The sequence below is a fragment of the Klebsiella sp. JN_Kp122 genome (assembly GCF_040062085.1).
GTDB lineage: Bacteria > Pseudomonadota > Gammaproteobacteria > Enterobacterales > Enterobacteriaceae > Klebsiella > Klebsiella aerogenes.
Genome location: NZ_JBEAHW010000046.1, coordinates 19,213 through 39,232, shown reverse-complemented (window position 1 = coordinate 39,232; position 20,020 = coordinate 19,213). Strand labels below are relative to the sequence as shown.

22 protein-coding genes are annotated in these 20,020 nt (G+C 56.6%); 6 read left to right on the top strand and 16 right to left on the bottom strand.

All coding sequences use genetic code 11. The annotated features are described in order from the left end of the window. Positions 1 to 43 precede the first annotated feature (43 nt). Positions 44 to 763: a DUF2884 domain-containing protein gene (locus tag ABLU78_RS20275; protein ID WP_032709145.1), complete on the top strand. Its 720-nt coding sequence runs from the start codon at positions 44 to 46 to the stop codon at positions 761 to 763. A 46-nt stretch (positions 764 to 809) separates the two neighbouring features. Here ABLU78_RS20275 and ABLU78_RS20270 read toward each other — a convergent pair whose 3' ends face one another. The 8 genes from ABLU78_RS20270 to ABLU78_RS20235 all read right to left on the bottom strand — a co-directional run bounded on the left by ABLU78_RS20270 (position 810) and on the right by ABLU78_RS20235 (position 7,584). Continuing rightward, entirely contained in the window at positions 810 to 2,057 is a 1,248-nt protein-coding gene (locus tag ABLU78_RS20270) for an ABC transporter permease (RefSeq protein ID WP_015369724.1), read from the bottom strand. Positions 2,058 to 2,061: 4 nt separating this feature from the next. After that, positions 2,062 to 2,871 (bottom strand): ATP-binding cassette domain-containing protein, encoded by an 810-nt coding sequence (locus ABLU78_RS20265; protein ID WP_004181271.1) that lies wholly within the window; start codon positions 2,869 to 2,871, stop codon positions 2,062 to 2,064. Positions 2,872 to 2,930: 59 nt separating this feature from the next. Further along, positions 2,931 to 3,977, bottom strand: a complete 1,047-nt coding sequence (locus ABLU78_RS20260; protein WP_015369725.1) for a sugar ABC transporter substrate-binding protein — start codon at positions 3,975 to 3,977, stop codon at positions 2,931 to 2,933. A 293-nt stretch (positions 3,978 to 4,270) separates the two neighbouring features. Next, the gene (gene hemW / locus ABLU78_RS20255; RefSeq protein WP_048229463.1) at positions 4,271 to 5,410 is read right to left on the bottom strand and encodes a radical SAM family heme chaperone HemW; all 1,140 of its coding nucleotides are present in this window, start codon (positions 5,408 to 5,410) and stop codon (positions 4,271 to 4,273) included. Next, positions 5,403 to 5,996, bottom strand: a complete 594-nt coding sequence (locus ABLU78_RS20250; RefSeq protein WP_032715812.1) for an XTP/dITP diphosphatase — start codon at positions 5,994 to 5,996, stop codon at positions 5,403 to 5,405. The genes hemW and ABLU78_RS20250 overlap by 8 nt, the downstream gene beginning before the upstream one ends. Before the next feature lie 12 nt (positions 5,997 to 6,008). Next, positions 6,009 to 6,299, bottom strand: coding sequence for a DUF167 family protein YggU (gene yggU / locus ABLU78_RS20245; RefSeq protein ID WP_015369728.1), 291 nt, complete (start codon positions 6,297 to 6,299; stop codon positions 6,009 to 6,011). Next, positions 6,296 to 6,862 (bottom strand): YggT family protein, encoded by a 567-nt coding sequence (locus ABLU78_RS20240; RefSeq protein WP_015369729.1) that lies wholly within the window; start codon positions 6,860 to 6,862, stop codon positions 6,296 to 6,298. Before ABLU78_RS20240 ends, yggU begins: the two co-directional genes overlap by 4 nt. A gap of 17 nt (positions 6,863 to 6,879) precedes the next feature. Beyond that, on the bottom strand, positions 6,880 to 7,584 hold the full coding sequence (locus ABLU78_RS20235) for a YggS family pyridoxal phosphate-dependent enzyme (RefSeq protein WP_032715810.1): 705 nt from the start codon (positions 7,582 to 7,584) through the stop codon (positions 6,880 to 6,882). Between the two features lie 16 nt (positions 7,585 to 7,600). Here ABLU78_RS20235 and ABLU78_RS20230 point away from each other — a divergent pair, with 16 nt between their 5' ends. Both ABLU78_RS20230 and ABLU78_RS20225 read left to right on the top strand, forming a co-directional pair. Beyond that, positions 7,601 to 8,581 carry a type IV pilus twitching motility protein PilT gene (locus ABLU78_RS20230; RefSeq protein ID WP_015703454.1) on the top strand — a complete coding sequence of 327 codons (981 nt, stop codon included), beginning with the start codon at positions 7,601 to 7,603 and terminating at the stop codon, positions 8,579 to 8,581. A 350-nt stretch (positions 8,582 to 8,931) separates the two neighbouring features. Further along, positions 8,932 to 9,585: a LuxR C-terminal-related transcriptional regulator gene (locus ABLU78_RS20225; protein WP_047043381.1), complete on the top strand. Its 654-nt coding sequence runs from the start codon at positions 8,932 to 8,934 to the stop codon at positions 9,583 to 9,585. Positions 9,586 to 9,832: 247 nt separating this feature from the next. On the opposite strand, the gene ruvX is transcribed toward ABLU78_RS20225, so the two are convergent. The 8 genes from ruvX to metK all read right to left on the bottom strand — a co-directional run bounded on the left by ruvX (position 9,833) and on the right by metK (position 17,084). After that, positions 9,833 to 10,249, bottom strand: a complete 417-nt coding sequence (gene ruvX / locus ABLU78_RS20220) for a Holliday junction resolvase RuvX (protein WP_015369733.1) — start codon at positions 10,247 to 10,249, stop codon at positions 9,833 to 9,835. Continuing rightward, positions 10,249 to 10,812: a YqgE/AlgH family protein gene (locus ABLU78_RS20215; protein WP_015369734.1), complete on the bottom strand. Its 564-nt coding sequence runs from the start codon at positions 10,810 to 10,812 to the stop codon at positions 10,249 to 10,251. Before ABLU78_RS20215 ends, ruvX begins: the two co-directional genes overlap by 1 nt. Positions 10,813 to 10,943: 131 nt before the next feature. Continuing rightward, positions 10,944 to 11,894, bottom strand: a complete 951-nt coding sequence (gene gshB / locus ABLU78_RS20210; RefSeq protein ID WP_015369735.1) for a glutathione synthase — start codon at positions 11,892 to 11,894, stop codon at positions 10,944 to 10,946. A gap of 48 nt (positions 11,895 to 11,942) precedes the next feature. Next, positions 11,943 to 12,674 (bottom strand): 16S rRNA (uracil(1498)-N(3))-methyltransferase, encoded by a 732-nt coding sequence (gene rsmE, locus ABLU78_RS20205; RefSeq protein ID WP_015369736.1) that lies wholly within the window; start codon positions 12,672 to 12,674, stop codon positions 11,943 to 11,945. A gap of 88 nt (positions 12,675 to 12,762) precedes the next feature. Continuing rightward, complete coding sequence (gene endA, locus ABLU78_RS20200; protein WP_015369737.1) at positions 12,763 to 13,470, bottom strand: deoxyribonuclease I; 708 nt, start codon at positions 13,468 to 13,470, stop codon at positions 12,763 to 12,765. Positions 13,471 to 13,564: 94 nt separating this feature from the next. Continuing rightward, positions 13,565 to 14,065, bottom strand: coding sequence for a SprT family zinc-dependent metalloprotease (locus ABLU78_RS20195; protein WP_020077952.1), 501 nt, complete (start codon positions 14,063 to 14,065; stop codon positions 13,565 to 13,567). Between the two features lie 77 nt (positions 14,066 to 14,142). Continuing rightward, the gene (locus ABLU78_RS20190; protein ID WP_015369739.1) at positions 14,143 to 15,537 is read right to left on the bottom strand and encodes a sugar porter family MFS transporter; all 1,395 of its coding nucleotides are present in this window, start codon (positions 15,535 to 15,537) and stop codon (positions 14,143 to 14,145) included. Between the two features lie 392 nt (positions 15,538 to 15,929). Beyond that, positions 15,930 to 17,084, bottom strand: coding sequence for a methionine adenosyltransferase (metK, locus tag ABLU78_RS20185; RefSeq protein ID WP_004149807.1), 1,155 nt, complete (start codon positions 17,082 to 17,084; stop codon positions 15,930 to 15,932). Positions 17,085 to 17,220: 136 nt separating this feature from the next. Between metK and ABLU78_RS20180 the strand changes: the two genes are divergently transcribed. The 3 genes from ABLU78_RS20180 to speA all read left to right on the top strand — a co-directional run bounded on the left by ABLU78_RS20180 (position 17,221) and on the right by speA (position 19,874). Then, entirely contained in the window at positions 17,221 to 17,529 is a 309-nt protein-coding gene (locus ABLU78_RS20180) for a hypothetical protein (RefSeq protein WP_139340791.1), read from the top strand. Between the two features lie 243 nt (positions 17,530 to 17,772). Then, positions 17,773 to 17,889: an acid stress response protein YqgB gene (gene yqgB / locus ABLU78_RS20175; RefSeq protein WP_015369741.1), complete on the top strand. Its 117-nt coding sequence runs from the start codon at positions 17,773 to 17,775 to the stop codon at positions 17,887 to 17,889. A gap of 8 nt (positions 17,890 to 17,897) precedes the next feature. After that, positions 17,898 to 19,874, top strand: coding sequence for a biosynthetic arginine decarboxylase (gene speA / locus ABLU78_RS20170; RefSeq protein ID WP_020077953.1), 1,977 nt, complete (start codon positions 17,898 to 17,900; stop codon positions 19,872 to 19,874). The last annotated feature ends 146 nt before the right edge of the window (positions 19,875 to 20,020 follow it).

The following is a 20,020-nucleotide window of genomic DNA, read 5'->3' as shown; positions in this document are numbered from 1 at the left end:
AAGGGTCGGCAATTGCCGGCCCGATTTGTCTTAAGGGAGTAAAATGATGCGCAAAACGCTGCTGGCGGTGGCGCTTTCCGTCACCGCTTTGTCTGCCCACGCGGACTACCAGTGTAGCGTCACGCCGCGTGACGATGTAATCCTCAGCCCGCAGCAGGTGCAGGTGAAGGGTGAAAACGGCGATCTGGTGATTAAGCCGGACGGTAATCTGACCTTTAACGGTAAAGCCTATGCCCTTAGCGCCGCCCAGCGCGAACAGGCGCAAGATTATCAGGCCGGTCTGCGCAGCAGTCTGCCGTGGATTGATGATGGCGCGCGTTCGCGGGTCGAAAAGGGCCGCAAGGCGCTGGATAAAATCATCACCGAACAGGTCGGCGCCAGCAGCAGTATGCATAGCCGCCTGACCAAGCTGGACGCGCAGCTGAAAGAACAGATGAACCGCATTATCGAACGTCGCAGCGATGGCCTGACTTTCCACTATAAAGCCATCGACCAGGTTCGCGCCGATGGCCAACAACTGGTGAATCAGGCGATGGGCGGCATTCTGCAGGACAGCATTAACGAGATGGGCGCCAAAGCGGTGCTTAAAGGCGGCGGCAATCCGCTGCAGGGCATTCTCGGCAGTCTTGGCGGCCTGCAAACCGCAATCCAGGATGAGTGGAAAAACCAGGAAGCGGATTTCCAGCAGTTCGGCAAAGATGTTTGCAGCCGGGTGGTCTCGCTGGAAGAGAGCCGCAAAGCGCTGGTTGGTTCGTTAAAGTAAGCAAGATTTCGCGGCCCGCATTTCTTTGGGCCGCGCACTTATCCACTCAGGCGCGGCCGTGCGACACGCGTGAACGGCGAGCCAGAGAATCAATGATTACCGCAATCGCCAGTACCGCGCCGGTAATGATATAGCGCAGCGAAGACGGCAGGTTCAACAGCGTCAGCCCATTTGAAATCGACTGAATCACGATGATCCCCAATAGCGCGGACCAGGCGCTGCCGCGTCCGCCGAACAGGCTGGTGCCGCCGATCACCGCCGCGGCGATGGCGTTGAGGTTGACGTCGCCGGTGCCGGCCTGCTGGCTGGCGGAAGCCAGTCGCGACGCCGCGAGAATGCCGCCGAAGGTCGCAAGCGTGGTACACAGAACAAAAGCGCTCACATAAATCGCCCGCACGTTAATTCCCGAACGGCGCGCCGCTTCACGGTTGCCGCCGACCGCGAACATCGAGCGACCCCATTTTGTCCGTTTCAGCGCGTAGTTGAGGATCATCACGCAGGCGACAAAGAGACCGAAAATCCACGGAATACCGCGCCCCTGATTGAGGTAAAGCACCGCGGCCTCGAAGATAATCGTCAGCGCGATCGCGCGCGCCAGTAGCGAGCTGACTCCCTCGGCGGAAAGATTGGCCGCCAGGCGCCGCGAGCGCTTTTTCAGACCAAAGACAATAATCGCCAGTCCTGGCAGCAATGCCATCAGGTGTGAGAACCAGCCGGGCATCACCAGCAGTTGGCCAAAGCGCACCAGCGGCGAAGTATAGGGCAGGTTGATGCTGCCGCTCGGCCCGAGGATATACAGCTGCATGCCCAGCAGCGCCAGCAGGCCGGCGAGGGTGGCGACGAAACTTGGCATTCCGACGCGGGTATACAGTAGCGCGTAGACCAGCCCGACGGCCACGCCGCAGGCCAGCGCCACGGCGATGGCTCCCGCCAGCGGCCATCCTGCGTTCACCCACAGCACGCCGACGATAGCCGATGCCAGGCCGCTCATGGAGCCGACCGACAGGTCTATCTCGCCAAGCATCAGAACGCAGACGATGCCGAGCGAGATAAACCCGACCGTCGCGCAGTCAAACAGCAGGTTCACCAGGTTATTCGGCGCGATATAGACCGGGTTGAGGAAGGTGAAAACCAGGGAAATCACAATCAGCCCTGCTATCACCGGCGCGGTGCCGAGATCGCCGGTTTTGATGCGGGTTATCTGCGCGCGCAGGGCGCCAAACAGCCCCTCGTCGTGACGAACGCGCTCATCGCTGCGATCCAGCGCGGTGTGGGATGCGGTCTTACTGTTCATAAAATTACATCGCTCCGGAAGTTGTTGGCTGTGATTTACGTTCAACCCGGCGTGAAACGGCGTTTTCCGTCGCGCCGGTGATCGCGGCGACCAGATCCTGATTGGAAGCATCGGGCGTGAAGATCCCTTTGTTGCGCCCGAGACGTAGCACCACGATACGGTCGGCGACGGCGCGAACGTCTTCCATGTTGTGGCTGATGATGATGACGCCAAGCCCGCGCTCGCGAACGCGCTCAATCAGGTTGAGCACTTCCGCGGTCTGCGCGACGCCCAGCGCCGCGGTGGGCTCATCGAGCATAATGATTTTAGGGTTCAGCAGCAGCGAACGGGCGATGGCGACGGTCTGCCGCTGGCCGCCGGAAAGCGATGCCACCGGTTCGCGTACCGACGGAATACGTGCCGCCAGCTCCTGCAGCAGCGTCCAGGCTTTCACTTCCATCGCCACTTCATCGAGCTGGAACGGCGAAATTTCATGACCCAGAAACAGGTTTGCTACCACATCAAGGTTTTCACACAGCGCCAGATCCTGAAACACCGTGGCAATACCGTATTCCAGCGCCTTGCCGGGGCTATCGAGGGTGACGGGGTTGCCGTCAAACTCAATGGTGCCGGAGGTCGGTTGGTGGACGCCGGCGAGGATCTTCACCAGCGTGGATTTGCCCGCGCCGTTGTCGCCGACCAGCGCAACTACCTCGCCGGCGTGGACTTCTAATTCGATATCCGTCAGCGCGGACACCGCGCCAAAATGTTTAGAGACGTTGCGCAGTTGCAGTATTGGCCGCCCGGCGGCGGAGTTGTGTTGTTGTTGCGGCATACAAAACGACCTCAATCATGGCGAAATCGCGCCCGCCGCGGCGGGCGCAGGGGCAAAGGTTACTTGCTGATGCCTAACTTCTGGCAGGCGGCGGCGTACTCGCCGCTACACACCTGATCCCAGGTCTGGATTTTTTTATCGAAGATTTCCGCTTTGATGTTTTTGGCCGTTACCACTTCCGGGGTAAATAGCTGGGAAGGGGTGTTGTACAGGGTGGTGCTGGCCTGCGGTTTTTTGCCCTGAATAAAATCAACCGCCACTTTGGCCGCCGCCGCGGCGACGATCTCCGATGGCTTGGAGATGGTGTTGTACTGGTCGCCGGCGATGATCAGCTGCAGCGCGGCGATAGTGGCGTCATTGCCGGTGACCGGCGGCAGCGGCTGGACCCCGGCAGCCTTAAAGGCGGCAATCGCGCCGCCGCCGGTACCGTCGTTCGCCGCGACCACGCCCTTAATTTTGTCGCCAAAGCGGGTAACCTGCCCGGCGGTCCACTCCTGGGCTTTCGGCGGCGCCCACTCCGGGGTGTCGAATTCGGCCAGCGTTTTGTAACCGGACTCTTTCAATCCGCGATGGATACCGTCGCGGATCAGCCCTGCGGCGGCATCGGTTGGCGAACCGTTAATTTGCAGCACGCCGGCATCCTGCGGCACGCCGCTCGCTTTCAGGTGGTCGGTGAGGGATTTCGCGATGGCGTAGCCAATGCCCTCGTTATCAAACGAAACATAAAAATCGGCCGGTTTGTTTGGCACCGGGCGGTCATAGGCGATGACCTTGACCCCCTGCGCCTGGGCGTTTTCGACCAGCGCGGCGGCGGCGGAAGAGTCAACCGGATCCAGGACGATCACTTTCGCTCCCTGGGCGATTACCGAGTTGAACTGCTGCTGCTGGAGCGACGCGTTGGCGTTGGCATTCTGATAGATGACCTTACATTCCGCGCAAAGCTTGCTCATTTCCGCCTTAAAACCGGGGAAGTCGTGCTGCTCATAGCGGGTAGAGGCCTGATCGGGCATTAAAAAGGCCACGGTGGCGGACTCTGCAGACCAGGCTGAAGCCGTGACGGTGCCGGATAGTGCGGCGAGTGTGATAAATATATTACGGTAATTCATTGTGTTACCCTCTTTTTTATAGGCTTAAGCCCGCCGGGTTGCGCCGACGTTACAGAGACTTTTTTTAATCAGAGTTACCAATAATTCACATGTAGGATACGTCGGTTTTACATTTGCTCAACCGATGAAGCAGGATTACCACTGCGCAAAAAATGAGTCAAGAAAAGGAAAAAAGTCGATCGGATTTTGTGATTCGCTGCAAATAAGTGAACAAAAAAACGCCAGTCTATTTGACCGTGGCGGAAGAGGATGTAATGGGAAAGATACGGGCGACGACGTGCCGCCCGCAGGGATTACTCTTCGCTGAGGAACAGCTCTAGCAGCGAATTTAAAAACAGTTTACCGTGCTCGGTAATTTGCCAGTTTTGCGCATCTTCCAGCAGATAGCCTTCGGCGATAGCGGCATCGATTTGCGGACGGATAACCTGCTCATTAAGGCCGGTATACAAGCTGAACTCCGCGCGCGGCGCGGCCTCCAGCAGGCGGAAGCGGTTCATAAAGAACTCGAACGGTTTATCCGCCGCGTCCACGTCGTGCTGGCGCTCCAGGTAACGGCCTTCCATGTAGCCGCGCGGGTGACGGGTTTTCGCCGTACGCAGAATTCGGCCATCAGGGAAGGTCACTTTGCCGTGCGCGCCGCAGCCAATACCCAGATAATCGCCAAAGCGCCAGTAGTTGAGATTGTGCTGGCACTGATAGCCTGGTTTGGCGTAAGCGGAGGTCTCGTACTGCTGATAACCTGCGGCGCTCAGCAATTGATGCCCCTGCTCGAAAATATCCCACAGCGCATCGTCATCCGGTAATACCGGCGGGCGCGAACCAAACAGCGTGTTCGGCTCAATAGTCAACTGATACCACGACAGATGCGGCGGATTCAGCGCGATCGCCTGGCGCAAATCATCCAGCGCCTCATCCAGCGACTGGTCCGGTAGGCCATGCATTAAATCGAGGTTAAAGCTACGCAGCCCGAGGCCGCTCGCCAGCCGCGCCGCGCGTTTTGCCTCTTCCGGACCGTGAATACGCCCCAGACGCTGCAATTTGGGCTCGCTAAAGCTCTGTACGCCGATGGAGATACGGTTGATCCCGGCACGCTGATACTCAACGAAGCGATCGGCCTCCACGGTCCCCGGATTGGCTTCCATGGTGATCTCCGCATCCGCCGCCAGCGGTAGGCAGGCGCGCACGCCATCAAGCAGGGTTTGCATCGCCGGGCCGGAAAGCAGGCTCGGCGTACCGCCGCCGATAAAAATAGTCTTAATTTCACGTCCCTGTGCGTATGGCGCATCGTGGCGCAGATCGGCAAGCAGGTGCTGGACGTAGTCGTCGTGCGGCACTTCGCCCTTTAACGCATGCGAATTGAAATCGCAGTACGGGCATTTCTGCACGCACCACGGGATATGAATATAAAGACTCAGAGGCGGCAAATTAGCCATTACGTAATGCTTCCAGTAACAGTTTCAGCGCCTGCCCACGGTGGGAAATGGCGCTTTTCTCTTCACGGCTCAGTTCCGCTGCGGTTTTACCCTCGGACGGAACAAAGAAAATCGGGTCATAGCCAAAGCCGCCGCTACCCGCCGCCTGGCGAGTAATCACGCCCGGCCAGCTGCCGTGGCACACCAGCGGTGTCGGGTCTTCGGCATGGCGCAGATACACCAGCACGCAGTGGAACTGGGCCTGGCGTTGCTCATCGGGCACATCCTGCAGGGCATCCAGCAGCTTTTCCAGATTCTGCTGGTCGCTGGCGTTTTCACCCGAGTAGCGAGCGGAGTAAATTCCCGGCGCGCCGCCCAGCGCATCCACCGCCAGACCCGAGTCGTCGGCGATGGCCGGTAGGCCGGTGATCTGCGCGGCGTGACGCGCTTTGAGGATCGCGTTTTCGATAAAGGTCAGGCCGGTTTCTTCGGCGGAATCGACGCCAAGCTCGGTCTGGGCGACGACGTCGAGCCCAAAATCTTCCAGCAGCGAGGCCAGCTCGCGAACTTTACCGGCGTTGCCGGTAGCGAGTACAACTTTTTGCATATTCAATCCTGTTTAGTCAGTCAGCGCCGCGACGGCGGGCGGGATCTGCTGCGGGTGAATGATTTTTACCTGTTTGTGACGGCCCAGTTCGCCTTTTTCGATAAGCACCTGGCTTTTCGCAACGCGGAACTGTTTAGCGAGATATTTAACCAGATGGGCATTTGCCTGGCCGTCGACGGGTGGGGCGGTGATGGCGACTTTGAGCTCGTCGCCATGCAGACCAACAAGGCTGTCGCGGCTGGCCTTTGGCTGAATATACAGCCTGAGCACCAGCCCGTCAGCGCAGACTTCAACGGCACTCATAGCGCCATCCACAGCCCCGGAAGCAGGACATTGCCAGTAGCTTGCAGCAGCTCGGCGATACCCATGTTAATCACGTACAGCAGCAGGACCAGCACCATCGGCGAAAAGTCGATGCCGCCCATGGATGGCAGCAGGTTGCGGATCGGGCGCAGCAGCGGGTCGGCCAACTGCATCAGCACGTATTCCACCGGGCTGCGGCCCTGGCTTACCCAGCTCATGATCGCCATCAATAGCAGCACCCAGAAAATCAGCGAACCGATGGTTTTCAGCAGGATCAGCACCGCGGCAATCCAGATAATCGGCTGGAAGGTGACCACCATAAACAGCACGATCGCCTTGATAACGCAGAGCACGAAGGCGACCAGCAGGGAGGCGCTATCCAGCGGCCCCATTGCCGGGATAATCCGGCGCAGCGGCCCGACGATTGGCTGGGTCGCTTTCACGACGAACTGTGAAAACGGATTGTAAAAGTCGCAGCGCGCCCACTGCATCCAGACGCGTAACAACATGACCATTGTGTAGAGCTCAATGACCGTTGAGAGCAGGAAGGTCAACGTCTTCATGGCGTTCCTCAGATTCCTTATTTTTTGCTGTAGTCGCGCGCGCCGAAGATTGCGGTCCCGATGCGCACCATAGTGCTTCCCGCCGCGATAGCGGCTTCCATGTCATCCGACATGCCCAGAGAGAGCGTATCAACCGAAGGGTAGAGCGTTTTCAGTTGCGCGAATGCTACCGCCATTTGTTGGGCGACGGCAAACTGCCTTTCATATTCTGACTCTGGCGCCGGAATGGCCATTAACCCGCGAAGCTGGAGATTCGGTAAGGCGGCGACACCGGCGGCTAAAGCGTCAAGCTCCGCCAGCGGGATCCCGGATTTACTCTGTTCATCGCTGATGTTGATTTGAATCAGCACGTTCAGCGGCGGTAAATCCGCCGGACGTTGCTCGCTCAGGCGGGTGGCGATTTTCAACCGGTCGACGGTGTGGCACCAGTCAAAATGTTCGGCCACCAGCCGGCTTTTGTTGGACTGCAGCGGGCCGATGAAGTGCCACTGCAGACCGCTGGCGCCCGCCTGCTGGAAATAGCGGATTTTATCCACCCCTTCCTGGACGTAGTTTTCGCCGAATGCCCGCTGTCCTGCGGTCATTGCTTCTTCGATAGCGCTCGCAGGTTTGGTTTTACTCACTGCAAGCAACGTAACTTCTTCTGAAGCGCGGCCGCAGCGGGCGGCGGCGCCTGAGATTTTATCCCGGACCTGTGCCAGGTTATGCGCAATATCGTTCATATTCCGAGGATCAGTTATGGAGCTGGAAGAAATCGTGGCCCTTAGTGTAAAGCATAACGTCTCCGATCTACACCTGTGCAGCGCGTATCCGCCGCGCTGGCGTCGTTTGGGAAAGCTTGAGCCTGCACCGTTTACTTCGCCGGATGTTGAGGAAATCCTCACTCGCTGGCTTAACGACCCACAGTTGGCGCAGTGGCGTGCCGATGGCCAGGTGGACTTTGCCCTTGCCCTCTCAGATGGGCCGCGGCTGCGTGCCAGCGCTTTTGCCCACGCGCGCGGCTTGTCGTTGGCGCTGCGTCTTTTGCCGCAGCGATGCCCGCAGTTGGGTGATTTGGGCGCGCCCGCCGCGCTTAGCGAACTGTTAAATGAAGAGAGTGGTTTGATCCTGGTTACCGGCGCTACCGGTAGCGGCAAGTCGACCACCCTGGCGGCGATGGTGGACTACCTCAATCAATATCGCCATGGTCATATTTTAACCCTTGAGGATCCCGTGGAGTTTATTCACGCCAGCAGGAACTGCCTGATCCAGCAGCGCGAAATCGGCCGCCATTGCTCCTCCTTCGCGGCGGCGCTACGCGTGGCGCTGCGTCAGGACCCGGACGTGATCTTATTAGGTGAGCTACGCGATAGCGAAACCATCCGCCTGGCGCTGACCGCGGCCGAAACCGGGCACCTGGTGATGGCGACGCTGCATACCCGCAGCGCGGCGCAGGCCGTCGAGCGGCTGGTGGATGTGTTCCCGGCGGAAGAAAAAGAGCCGGTTCGCAGTCAGCTGGCAGGGAGTTTATGCGCCGTGGCGGCGCAAAAATTGTTGCCAAATGCTTCCGGCGGCCGGGTTGCGCTATACGAACTTTTAGTGAACACGCCAGCGGTGGCAAATTTGATCCGCGAAGGAAAAACGCATCAGCTACCCGGCGTGATGCAAACCAGTCAACAGGCAGGAATGCAAACCTTTGCGCAGAGTTTTCAACAACGTGCGTTAGCAGGTGAGTTATAGCTTATGCCGTGATGAAACAAAGGTGGTATTCATTAAATTGTTAATTCAGTGTTCAATTAATGTTTTGATTAATGATTTCATAATACAAATAAGTGGTACGACCTAAGCCGAAATAATGAATGTTATGACAGCGGGCTTACATTTACCCCGCTTAACCAGGAAAAAAATGGGATTACCTTTTGACACTTTTGCTGGGTTCGATTTATGCTGTTTACGGGAATAGGAAGATTCTCATGAAATGATGTTTCAATATCCAAAATGTATTTGAAAATATAAATACATTATTGAACGTTTAATTTTCAGTTAATTTAACCGCTAAGATGGCGGGGTACTGCTAAGGAGAGTTTTAAGTGATTAATTTATCGGAGAATTTACCGCATTCGCGTCAAGTGACTTTCATTACTCATCCGTCCATTCAGAGTAATGCATTTGCGACGTGGTTGACTGAGAAGCTATCCGTAAACGTAACTCTGCATAATATCAACAAACCGCTAACTCAACGTCTGGCAAAAGACTCGGTAATATTGTTTGATATTGCCGTCTCTAATAAGAAATTGAATGGCGTGTGGCGAGATATTATTCGCGTACAGGCAGATAATCCGCGTCTGTTGATTATCAATAGCGCGCAAAAGTATGAGCTTTACGAAATGGCGCAATGGCCTGCGTTATATGGCGTATTCCGCCATGACGATGACCAATCGCGCTTAATTGAGGGCGTCAAAGCCGTATTAAATGGCGAGCAGACGGCTGAATTGAGCGTGATGCACCCGGCGCTGTATTCTGCGGATCAGGTCACGGCGCCGACGGAGAACTCACCGTTGACCGAGCGTGAATGTGAGATCCTCAACGAGCTGCGCTGCGGCGCAACGAATATGGATATTGCCCGCGCGCTGTTCATCAGCGAAAACACGGTACGTACTCATCTGTACAATGTGTTCCGCAAATTGAGCGTCAAGAACCGTACCCAGGCGGTAAGCTGGGCGAATGAACATCTGCGTCACTGATTGCCCGGCGGCGCTACGCTTGCGCGGGCCTACGGGTTATGCCAGCGAGGGGGTTGTAGGCCGGGTAAGGCGAAGCCGCCACCCGGCGCAAAAGCGGCTCCGCATCCGCTGCCATGATTGCCCTGCGGCGCTACGCTTGCGCGGGCCTACGGGTTACTCCAGCGGGGGTTTTGTAGGCCGGGTAAGGCGAAGCCGCCACCCGGCGCAAACGCGAATCTATGCTTCGCTTTCATCCCAGAGCTACCGATTAGTATCCCTGTTCGAAATAGCTTTCGAGGATAACCACGGCAGAGGCGGAATCAACGCTGCCTTTATTGAGCGCGCGAAAACCTCCGTGTTCGAACAGCCCTGCGCGGGCTTCGACGGTGCTTAAACGCTCGTCGTGGAGGGTGATTTTCACGCCGAAGCGGCCATGAATTTTATTGGCGAAGTTACGTGCGCGCGCGGTTAGCGGCTGTTCGGTGCCGTCCATGTTCAGCGGCAGGCCGACAATCACCGCTTCCGGCTGCCACTCTTTCAACAGCTTTTCGATGATGTTCCAGTCAGGTTTGCCGTCCTGCGCTTTCAGCGCCGGGAGCGGACGCGCCGTGCCGGTAATGCGCTGCCCAACGGCGACGCCAATGCTTTTAGTGCCAAAATCAAAACTCAGAAAGGTACCGCTCATTATGCATGCCCCGCGTCGGCAGGCATCGTCACGATATCGATACCGATAAGTTTGGCCGCTTCGCGCCAGCGGTCGGCAATCGGCGTTTTAAACAAAATATTCTGATCGGCCGGTGCGGTAAGCCAGGCGTTATCGAGAATTTCCTGTTCCAGTTGCCCTTTTTCCCACGACGCGTAGCCCAACGCCACCAGCACGTTGCTCGGTTGTTTATCGGTACCGAGAGTTTCCAGCACGTCGCGTGAGGTGGTAATCACCGTGTTGTCGGAGATACGGATGCTGGAGGAAAAATCAGACGGCGGCGTGTGCAGAATAAAACCGCGATCCTCCGCCAGCGGGCCGCCGACCATCACCGGCTTATCCAGACGGATATCCGGGTTGCGCGGCTGCGGCGCGATTTTCAATTTTTCCAGGATCCCTTCCACCTGCAAATTTTCCAGCGGCTTATTGATGATAATGCCCATGGCGCCATCGTCGTTGTACTCGCAGATATAGACGACGGAGCGACGGAAAAGAGGGTCCTGTAGCGCAGGCATGGCAATCAGAAAGTGATGCTGTAAATTCATTGTCAGAGGTTCTGTTCCTGGTTTAAAAAAACAACACCCAGTATGCGGGTAAAGTAGAAACGTGTCGATGCACTTTGTTTTACCGGCGCCCGAGGGGCGCCTTGCGGGCGGGCGTTTGCCCGCCCCAGTGCTTATTTGTTGATACGTTTTTCGATGGCGTCCATCAACATGCCGGTAATCGACACGTCCGGGAAAGCGGCTTCGATTTCGCGCACGCAGGTCGGGCTGGTAACGTTAATTTCGGTCAGGCGATCGCCGATGATGTCCAGGCCGACGAAGATAAGGCCTTTGGCTTTTAGCGTTGGGCCAACGCGGCGGGCGATTTCCCAGTCGCTTTCGGTCAGCGGACGCGCTTCGCCACGGCCACCGGCAGCCAGGTTGCCGCGCGTTTCACCGCCCTGCGGGATACGCGCCAGGCAGTATGGCACCGGCTCGCCGTCCACCACCAGCACGCGTTTGTCGCCGTCTTTGATGGCCGGCAGATAATTCTGCGCCATGCAGTAGCGGCTACCCAATTCAGTCAGGGTTTCGGAAATGACGCCGAGGTTCGGGTCGCCCGCTTTCACGCGGAAGATTGAGGCGCCGCCCATGCCGTCCAGCGGTTTGAGAATAATATCGCCGTGTTTTTCCCAAAACGCTTTCAACTGGGCTTTATTACGGGTGACCAGCGTTTCCGGGGTTAGATCGGAGAACCAGGCGGTAAACAGCTTCTCGTTACAGTCGCGCAGGCTCTGCGGCTTGTTGACGATAAGCGTGCCTTTCTCTTCCGCGCGTTCGAGAATGTAGGTGGCGTAGATAAACTCGGTATCGAACGGCGGGTCTTTACGCATCAGGATAACGTCGAGATCCGCCAGCGGCAGGTCCTGTTCGCCGGTGAACGCGTACCACTTGTCGTAATTCTGCTCGACGCTCAGCGTGCGCGTACGGGCGCGGGATTCGCCGTTGATGAGATACAGGTCGTTCATCTCCATGTAATGGAGTTCATAGCCGCGACGCTGCGCTTCCAGCAACATAGCGAAGCTGGTGTCTTTTTTGATGTTGATGGATGCGATAGGGTCCATCACGATGCCGAGCTTGATCATTCTTTTCTCCATTAGCGCTGTCGTGTTTGCGGAACGTTGCGCCAGATTTTAGCCCAGATCGCCAAAACGCACCTGCAGCGCGGTGATGGCGGTGAGCGCGGTGGTCTCAGTACGCAGAACGCGCGGTCCCAACAGGATATCAGTAAACTGATAGCGAGCGGTCATCGCTATCTCTTCCGCCGACAAACCGCCTTCCGGGCCAATCAGCAGGCGAACACGTTCAACCGGCAGCGGCAGCGTATTGATGCTGGCGCTGGCGCGCGGGTGCAGGTTGAGCTTGAGGCCGTTTTCTTCCTCGGCGCACCAGGCTTCCAGCTGCATCGCCGGGCGAATTTCCGGCACGATGTTACGGCCGCTCTGTTCGCAGGCGGCAATAGCGATTTTCTGCCACTGCTGAATCTTCTTCTGCAAGCGTTCGGCATCCAGTTTAACGCCGCAGCGCTCGGAAAACAGTGGCGTTATGAGGCTTACGCCAAGTTCGATCGATTTCTGGATGGTGAATTCCATTTTTTCGCCGCGTGACATCACCTGGCCGAGATGGATGTGCAGCGGTGATTCACGATCGTCGATCTGGCCACGGATAACCTCGACCATGACGTTTTTCTTACCCGCTTCGGTGATGACCGCGTCAAAAACCTGATTGCTGCCGTCAAACAGCTGGATTTCCTGACCTTTGCTCATGCGCAGGACGCGGCCAACGTGGTTTGCCGCGTCTTCGCTGAGGGCAATGTGGCTGCCGGGGGTAATGCGTTCCGGGTGGTGGATGCGAGGAATGCGCATGCTTGATATTCCGTTCTTCGCGCAGATAGCGTCTTCCCCATAGCGGGGAAGACGGCGGCTGCAAATTAACAATTGCCGCTAGTGTAGGTTAGCTCTTTTGCGCCTGGCAAGCCTGCTGGACGTAAGGATTATGGTTGCCCTGTACTTTGGCGATTCGCTCATCGCGCTCGCACTCCCAGGAGGTCACCGGATACTGCTTATCCCAGGCGGTAAATAGCTGGGTTTGCTGGCGGGAAAGAGTCAGCTGATAGCGGTCGCGCATATAGAAGTAGGTGCGAGCGATCGAGCCGCGGGCGCGTACCGGCGGTTCGGCGACTTTATCTTTGAAATCGACCTTCATGGCGCATTGACCATACTGCCCGTCGCCGCCGTTCCACTGGCTGTACATAAAGTTGCCGCGATCGCCATTGACCTCGCCGACCGCAGGCTGCAGGTTATGCATATCGCTTTCCATCTTGCGATATTCCGGATCTTTGGCGCAGTTTTTACGTCCACCATCCTGCCAGCACTGGCGCTGGTGGCCGAACTGCCACGCCGGAACCACATGTTCCCATTCGACCCGGCTGGCGCGGTTCTCGTTTTTACGCACTTTGTAGCCGCAAGATTCCAGATCGATAACGCCTTTTTTACCCTGCCAGTCGATTTTACAACCGCAATAAAAGTCGCCGGGGACGTCGGCATTCACTTTTACGCCAGCGGCTTTCGCCTGGGAAAAACTATGAATACCAGCTGCCGCAAGCGGGCCGCTGGCTGCCACGCTGAACAACGCGACGGCAAAAACATACATACGGGACATCGTAAACTCCGTGTCAAAACGAGCCCGCAACGTAGCGAATGAGGGTGTCAGATGCAATCAGTCAGATCAGAAAGTTTCTAATTAATTCCGGTGGTTACTTTTCCGCCACCAGTAGATCGCCGCAGCGAACGCAGCGGTAGGTGGCTTCACCGCGCACCACGCGGTTATGACGACGAACGGTGAGCTGATGCTGCTGGCACTGGCAGCGATAGGGGAAGGTGTTCTGGCGTACCGAATCAAGCTCAAAGCGGTGGGTGCGGCGGGCGGGGACGCCCAGCACGGCCTCCATCATCCATTTCCACTCTTTGCCGTGCGGCGCGACGCGGCCAAAGTGTTTCCACACCAGCAGATGCGCCAGTTCGTGCGGTACCACTTCATCGATAAACGCCTGCTGGTTTTCCAGCAATAGCACTGGATTAAGGCGGATCTCGTTTTTCTCCAGCCACGCGGTGCCTGCGGAGGTGCCGCGCTGCTGATAAACCAGCGTCGGTTCCGCATAGCGGCGTTCCAGCTTGAGATTGGCGGTGGCAAGGTGCTCCCGCAGGCTACGCATGACGGCCTGCTGGATAGCGATGGGAATACGGGGTGTTTTCATAGCGCCAGAGGATAGTGCGCCGCGCGGGGGAGAGCAAGAAGAAGCTTCCTCCCGAAGGGGAGGAAGCACAGAGGGGATTAATCGCGAGCGCCGATTTCGCGCAGCGGACGTCCCTGCATCAGGTTGCGTTCAATATGTTCCAGCGAGACGTTTTTGGTTTCCGGAATCAGCCAGATAGTCAGCAGGATAAACAGCACGTTCAGACCGCCGTAGACCCAGAAGGTGTTGGCGCTGCCGAGAGAGTTCAGCATGGTCAGGAAGGTGGCGCCGACGATCATATTGGCAATCCAGTTGGTCGCGGTGGAGCAGGTGATACCGAAATCGCGGCCTTTCAGCGGCTGGATTTCCGAACACAGTACCCAAATCAGCGGGCCGGCGCTCATCGCGAAGCCGACGATAAACATCAGCAGCATCAGTACCGCGAAGTACTGTGCGGTAGCAGAATGAATACCGATATGCATCATGCTGCCCAGTACGCCCATACCGGCGGCCATCACGATAAAGCCGAGGATCAGCGTCGGTTTGCGGCCCCAGCGGTCGACCAGGCCGATAGCGATAAAGGTGGCCAGTACGTTGGTCAGGCCGACGATCACGGTGCCCCACATTTGCTCAGTGGTATTGGCATAGCCCGCCAGTTCAAAAATCTTCGGCGCATAGTACATGATGACGTTCATTCCGGTGAACTGTTGCATGATCTGCAGCAGTACGCCGAGGAATACCGCACGGCGGAAGTTGCTGTTCTCTTTGAACAGCGCCCAGCCGGACTGTTTGACTTTCAGGCTTTCGCGGATTTCATCGAGCTCGCGTTTGGCTTCGGCGCTGGTATCTCGCAGGCGCAGCAGGACGCGCTCGGCATCGACGAAACGGCGTTTAGCGGCAAACCAGCGCGGGCTATCCGGCAGGAAGATAACGCCGATCAGCAGCAGGACTGCCGGGATGATAATCACGCCGAGCATCCAGCGCCACGCGCCGCTATAGCTGAAGGCGGTATCGGAAAGATAGGCGCCGAGAATACCGATGGTAATCATCAACTGGTACATCGAAATCATACTGCCGCGGATTTTCTCCGGCGCGATTTCCGACAAGTATAGCGGCGCGGTGTAAGAGGCGACGCCAACCGCCAGCCCCAGCAATACGCGGGAAATCAGCAGGATTTCGACGTTCGGCGCGGCGGCGGAAAATAGTGAACCAGCCACAAACAGGATCGCGCCGATCATCAGGCTTTTTTTACGCCCAAGTTTGAAAGAGAGCCAGCCGCTGCCCACTGCGCCGACGGCGGCGCCGAACATCATGGAGCTGACCACCCACTCCTGGGTGTGTGCGCTGATTTGGAATTCATTGGCAATGAACGGTAAGGCGCCGGCAATAACGCCGATATCAAGGCCGAACAGTAAGCCGGCCAGCGCGGCGAGGAAACAGACAAAGAACGTCATCGTCTTGTTTGAACGCCCTTGTTTTTTATTGTCAGGCATAACGCCCTCCAGTTGAGTTATTGATTCTGTCGATGCTTAGAGTAGGGGAGTGCAGGACAAAAAAACGTGATTACAATCACGACTGTGTAATCGGTTACACTAAGGTAAAGATATGTAATCAGCAAAAACATATTCAAATCATAGATATAAAAGGCAATTATCGCCAATAAGATTGCGCTGAAACGGTGAGATTCGACATGGTATGTAACATTGTGAAAAGAATTGGCGTCAACAGAAAGCTCAGTTACGCCAGGCTCTATAACAGATATGTAATCGCTTCCATTATCTATGGCCTGCATGACAAAAAAAGGGCAGGAAGCGTTAGATGTGGGGAATGAGGGGCAACAAAAAGGCCAGCGCGGGGCTGGCCTTAAGTCGTCAAGCGGGGTGGCTTATTTCAGGCCAGCCGCTTCGCGCAGCAGGGCTGCTTTGTCGGTTTTTTCCCATGGGAAATGTTCGCGACCAAAGTGACCGTAAGCCGCGGTCTCTTTGTAGATCGGGTGCAGCAGATCCAGCATCTGAATCAGGCCGTATGGACGCAGGTCGAAGAACTCGCGTACCAGCAGGGTCAGCTGTTCAGAAGGCACTTTTTCGGTGCCGAAAGTTTCTACCATGATCGAAGTCGGTTCAGCGACGCCGATGGCGTAGGAGACCTGAATCTCACAACGATCGGCAAGACCTGCGGCAACGATGTTTTTCGCTACATAGCGCGCCGCGTAGGCTGCGGAACGGTCAACTTTAGATGGATCTTTACCGGAGAACGCGCCGCCGCCGTGACGAGCCATGCCGCCGTAGGTATCAACGATGATCTTACGACCGGTCAGACCGCAGTCGCCCATCGGGCCGCCGATAACGAAACGGCCGGTCGGGTTGATGAAGAACTTGGTCGAAGCGTTCAGCCATTCGGTCGGCAGAATCGGCTTGATGATCTCTTCCATCACTGCTTCCTGCAGGGATTTCTGATCGATATCTTCAGCGTGCTGAGTAGACAGAACTACCGCATCGATGCCGACGATTTTGCCGTCGTCATACTGGAAAGTGACCTGGCTTTTCGCGTCCGGACGCAGCCACGGCAGGGTGCCGTTTTTGCGGACTTCAGCCTGGCGCTGTACCAGACGGTGAGCATAGGTCACCGGAGCCGGCATCAGCACGTCAGTTTCGTTAGTGGCATAACCAAACATCAGGCCCTGGTCGCCCGCGCCCTGTTCCAGCGGATCGGCACGGTCAACACCCTGGTTGATGTCCGGGGACTGTTTACCAATGGCGCTCAGGACGGCGCAAGAGTTGGCGTCAAAGCCCATATCGGAATGCACGTAGCCAATTTCACGCACCGTGTTACGGGTGATCTCTTCGATATCAACCCATGCGCTGGTGGTGATTTCACCGCCAACCAGAACCATGCCGGTTTTAACGTAGGTTTCGCAGGCTACGCGCGCTTTCGGATCCTGTTCGAGGATCGCGTCCAGCACGGCATCGGAGATTTGGTCAGCAATTTTGTCTGGATGCCCTTCTGATACAGACTCGGACGTAAAGAGGTGTTTTGCCATGTTTTATTTTACCTGTGAGTATTCGTGTAGCTCATACTGTTGTGTAGAGAGGCTTTGATAGATGACTCTACCAAGGCTTGCAGGTAGTGACACGAGCAGTCTGAGTGTTAATCAGTATAGATGGATTAACTTCTGGATGGCTATTTTAGGTCAGAACTTCATCGCATTTCCACATTTTTTTGACATCACCCGCATTAATGGAAAAAGCGTGGTGGAAATTTTTCCTGACAACCCCGGCAAGGCGCGTATTTTTATTTTGCATTTTACCCCGCTTCTCGGTATAAAACGCCGCGCGCGGCTCATTAAAAAAGCGCACGAAGCCCCATCTCGTGACGCCACTTCCAGCCGGGTTAAGCACTCTGTTACACAGCGGCGGTTTCGCCGGCTGTTCGATATGTATAGCTTTGGCTTGTCGCTGGCCTGTTTCGGGGCAGTGTGGAGGTGATACCAGATAATGAACCAACGTTTTTCGCCTGATTCGTCGCGTCGTTCTGTCGCGCAATTCTATCCCGCAATCTGCATCTCTTTCGTGCAAACCTGCCGATGTTCTACCCATCTCGGCGCTTCTCAGGATTCCAGGGCCTCCAGGCTTTTTGAAAACTGAACAAGGGCGCTCTTGCGTGAGCAAGGGTTTTCTCGTGGTTTCTCCGGGCTGTCACACCAGCTTCGGGTACGTGTTTTACTATATATGAATAAGAAACCGGTCGCGCAGCTGCAGTGCCAGCACTATCTGCTGGGATTAAAGGCTGTTCATGGGTTGTTATCGCGTCTGTCGACTGCGATAGTAGTTAATATTACAAGTTGAGGTTCGCTATGTCTGACGACATGTCTTTGGGTTCGCTTTCGTCAGCAGGCGAACACGGTGTACTACGTTCCATGCAGGAGGTTGCGATGAGCTCCCAGGAAGCCAGCAAAATGCTACGTACCTACAATATTGCCTGGTGGGGTAATAACTATTACGACGTTAACGAACTGGGCCATATCAGCGTTTGCCCGGATCCTGACGTCCCGGAAGCGCGCGTCGACCTGGCCGAGCTGGTCAAAGCGCGCGAAGCCCAGGGACAACGCCTGCCGGCGCTGTTCTGCTTCCCGCAGATCCTGCAACATCGTCTGCGCTCGATTAACGCCGCCTTCAAGCGCGCGCGTGAATCCTACGGTTATAACGGCGACTATTTCCTTGTCTACCCGATCAAGGTTAACCAGCACCGTCGCGTGATTGAATCCTTGATCCACTCCGGCGAACCGCTGGGGCTGGAGGCCGGTTCGAAGGCTGAGCTGATGGCGGTGCTGGCGCACGCGGGGATGACCCGTAGCGTGATCGTCTGTAACGGTTATAAAGATCGCGAATACATCCGTCTGGCGCTGGTGGGTGAGAAGATGGGCCATAAGGTCTATCTGGTCATCGAGAAGATGTCGGAAATCGCCATCGTGCTGGAAGAGGCCGCCCGTCTGAACGTAGTGCCGCGCCTTGGCGTGCGTGCGCGTCTGGCTTCGCAGGGCTCCGGTAAATGGCAGTCCTCCGGCGGTGAGAAATCCAAATTTGGCCTCGCGGCGACGCAGGTGCTGCAACTGGTCGAAATTCTGCGCGAGGCAGGCCATCTTGAGAGCCTGCAACTGCTGCACTTCCACCTCGGCTCGCAGATGGCCAACATTCGCGATATCGCCACCGGCGTGCGCGAATCGGCGCGTTTCTACGTCGAGCTGCATAAGCTGGGCGTTAATATTCAGTGTTTCGATGTCGGCGGCGGTCTGGGCGTGGACTATGAAGGGACCCGCTCGCAGTCCGACTGTTCGGTGAACTACGGCCTGAATGAGTACGCCAACAATATCATCTGGGCGATCGGCGATGCCTGTGAAGAGAACGGCCTGCCGCACCCGACGGTGATTACTGAGTCCGGCCGCGCGGTGACCGCGCACCACACCGTACTGGTTTCCAACATTATCGGCGTCGAGCGCAACGAATACACCGAGGCGACCCCGCCGGCGGAAGACGCCGCGCGTCCGCTGCAGAGCATGTGGGAAACCTGGCTGGAGATGCACGAAACCGGCAACCGCCGCTCGCTGCGTGAATGGCTGCATGACAGCCAAATGGATCTGCACGATATCCACATCGGCTACTCCTCTGGCACCTTCAACCTGCAGGAGCGCGCGTGGGCGGAACAGCTGTATCTGAACATGTGCCATGAGGTGCAAAAACAGCTCGATCCAAGCAACCGCGCCCATCGCCCGATTATCGATGAGCTGCAGGAACGTATGGCGGATAAAATCTACGTCAACTTCTCGCTGTTCCAGTCGATGCCGGATGCCTGGGGTATCGATCAGCTGTTCCCGGTGATGCCGCTGGAAGGGCTGAACAAGTCGCCGGAACGCCGCGCGGTGCTGCTGGATATAACCTGCGACTCCGATGGCGCCATCGATCACTATGTTGACGGCGACGGGATCGCCACTACCATGCCGATGCCGGAATACGACCCGGAGAACCCGCCAATGCTGGGCTTCTTTATGGTTGGCGCTTATCAGGAGATCCTCGGCAACATGCACAACCTGTTCGGCGACACCGAAGCGGTAGACGTCTTCGTCTTCCCGGACGGTAGCGTTGAGGTTGAGCTCTCCGATGAGGGCGATACGGTGGCGGATATGCTGCAGTATGTTCAACTGGATCCGAATACGTTGCTGACCCAGTTCCGCGATCAGGTGAAAAATACCGGACTCGACGCCGAGCTGCAGCAGCAGTTCCTCGAAGAGTTCGAAGCGGGGCTGTACGGGTATACTTATCTTGAAGATGAGTAACTAAGAGTTATCCGCTGGCGGGCCGGTTTATATTCCTGAACCGGCCCTTTTTTATAAATGAAATCTGAAACATCATGGTAGCTGCTTTTTAAAATGACAAAGGTCCGTACACTGCCGCAGGGAATTAACATTCAGTGAAACAGGGA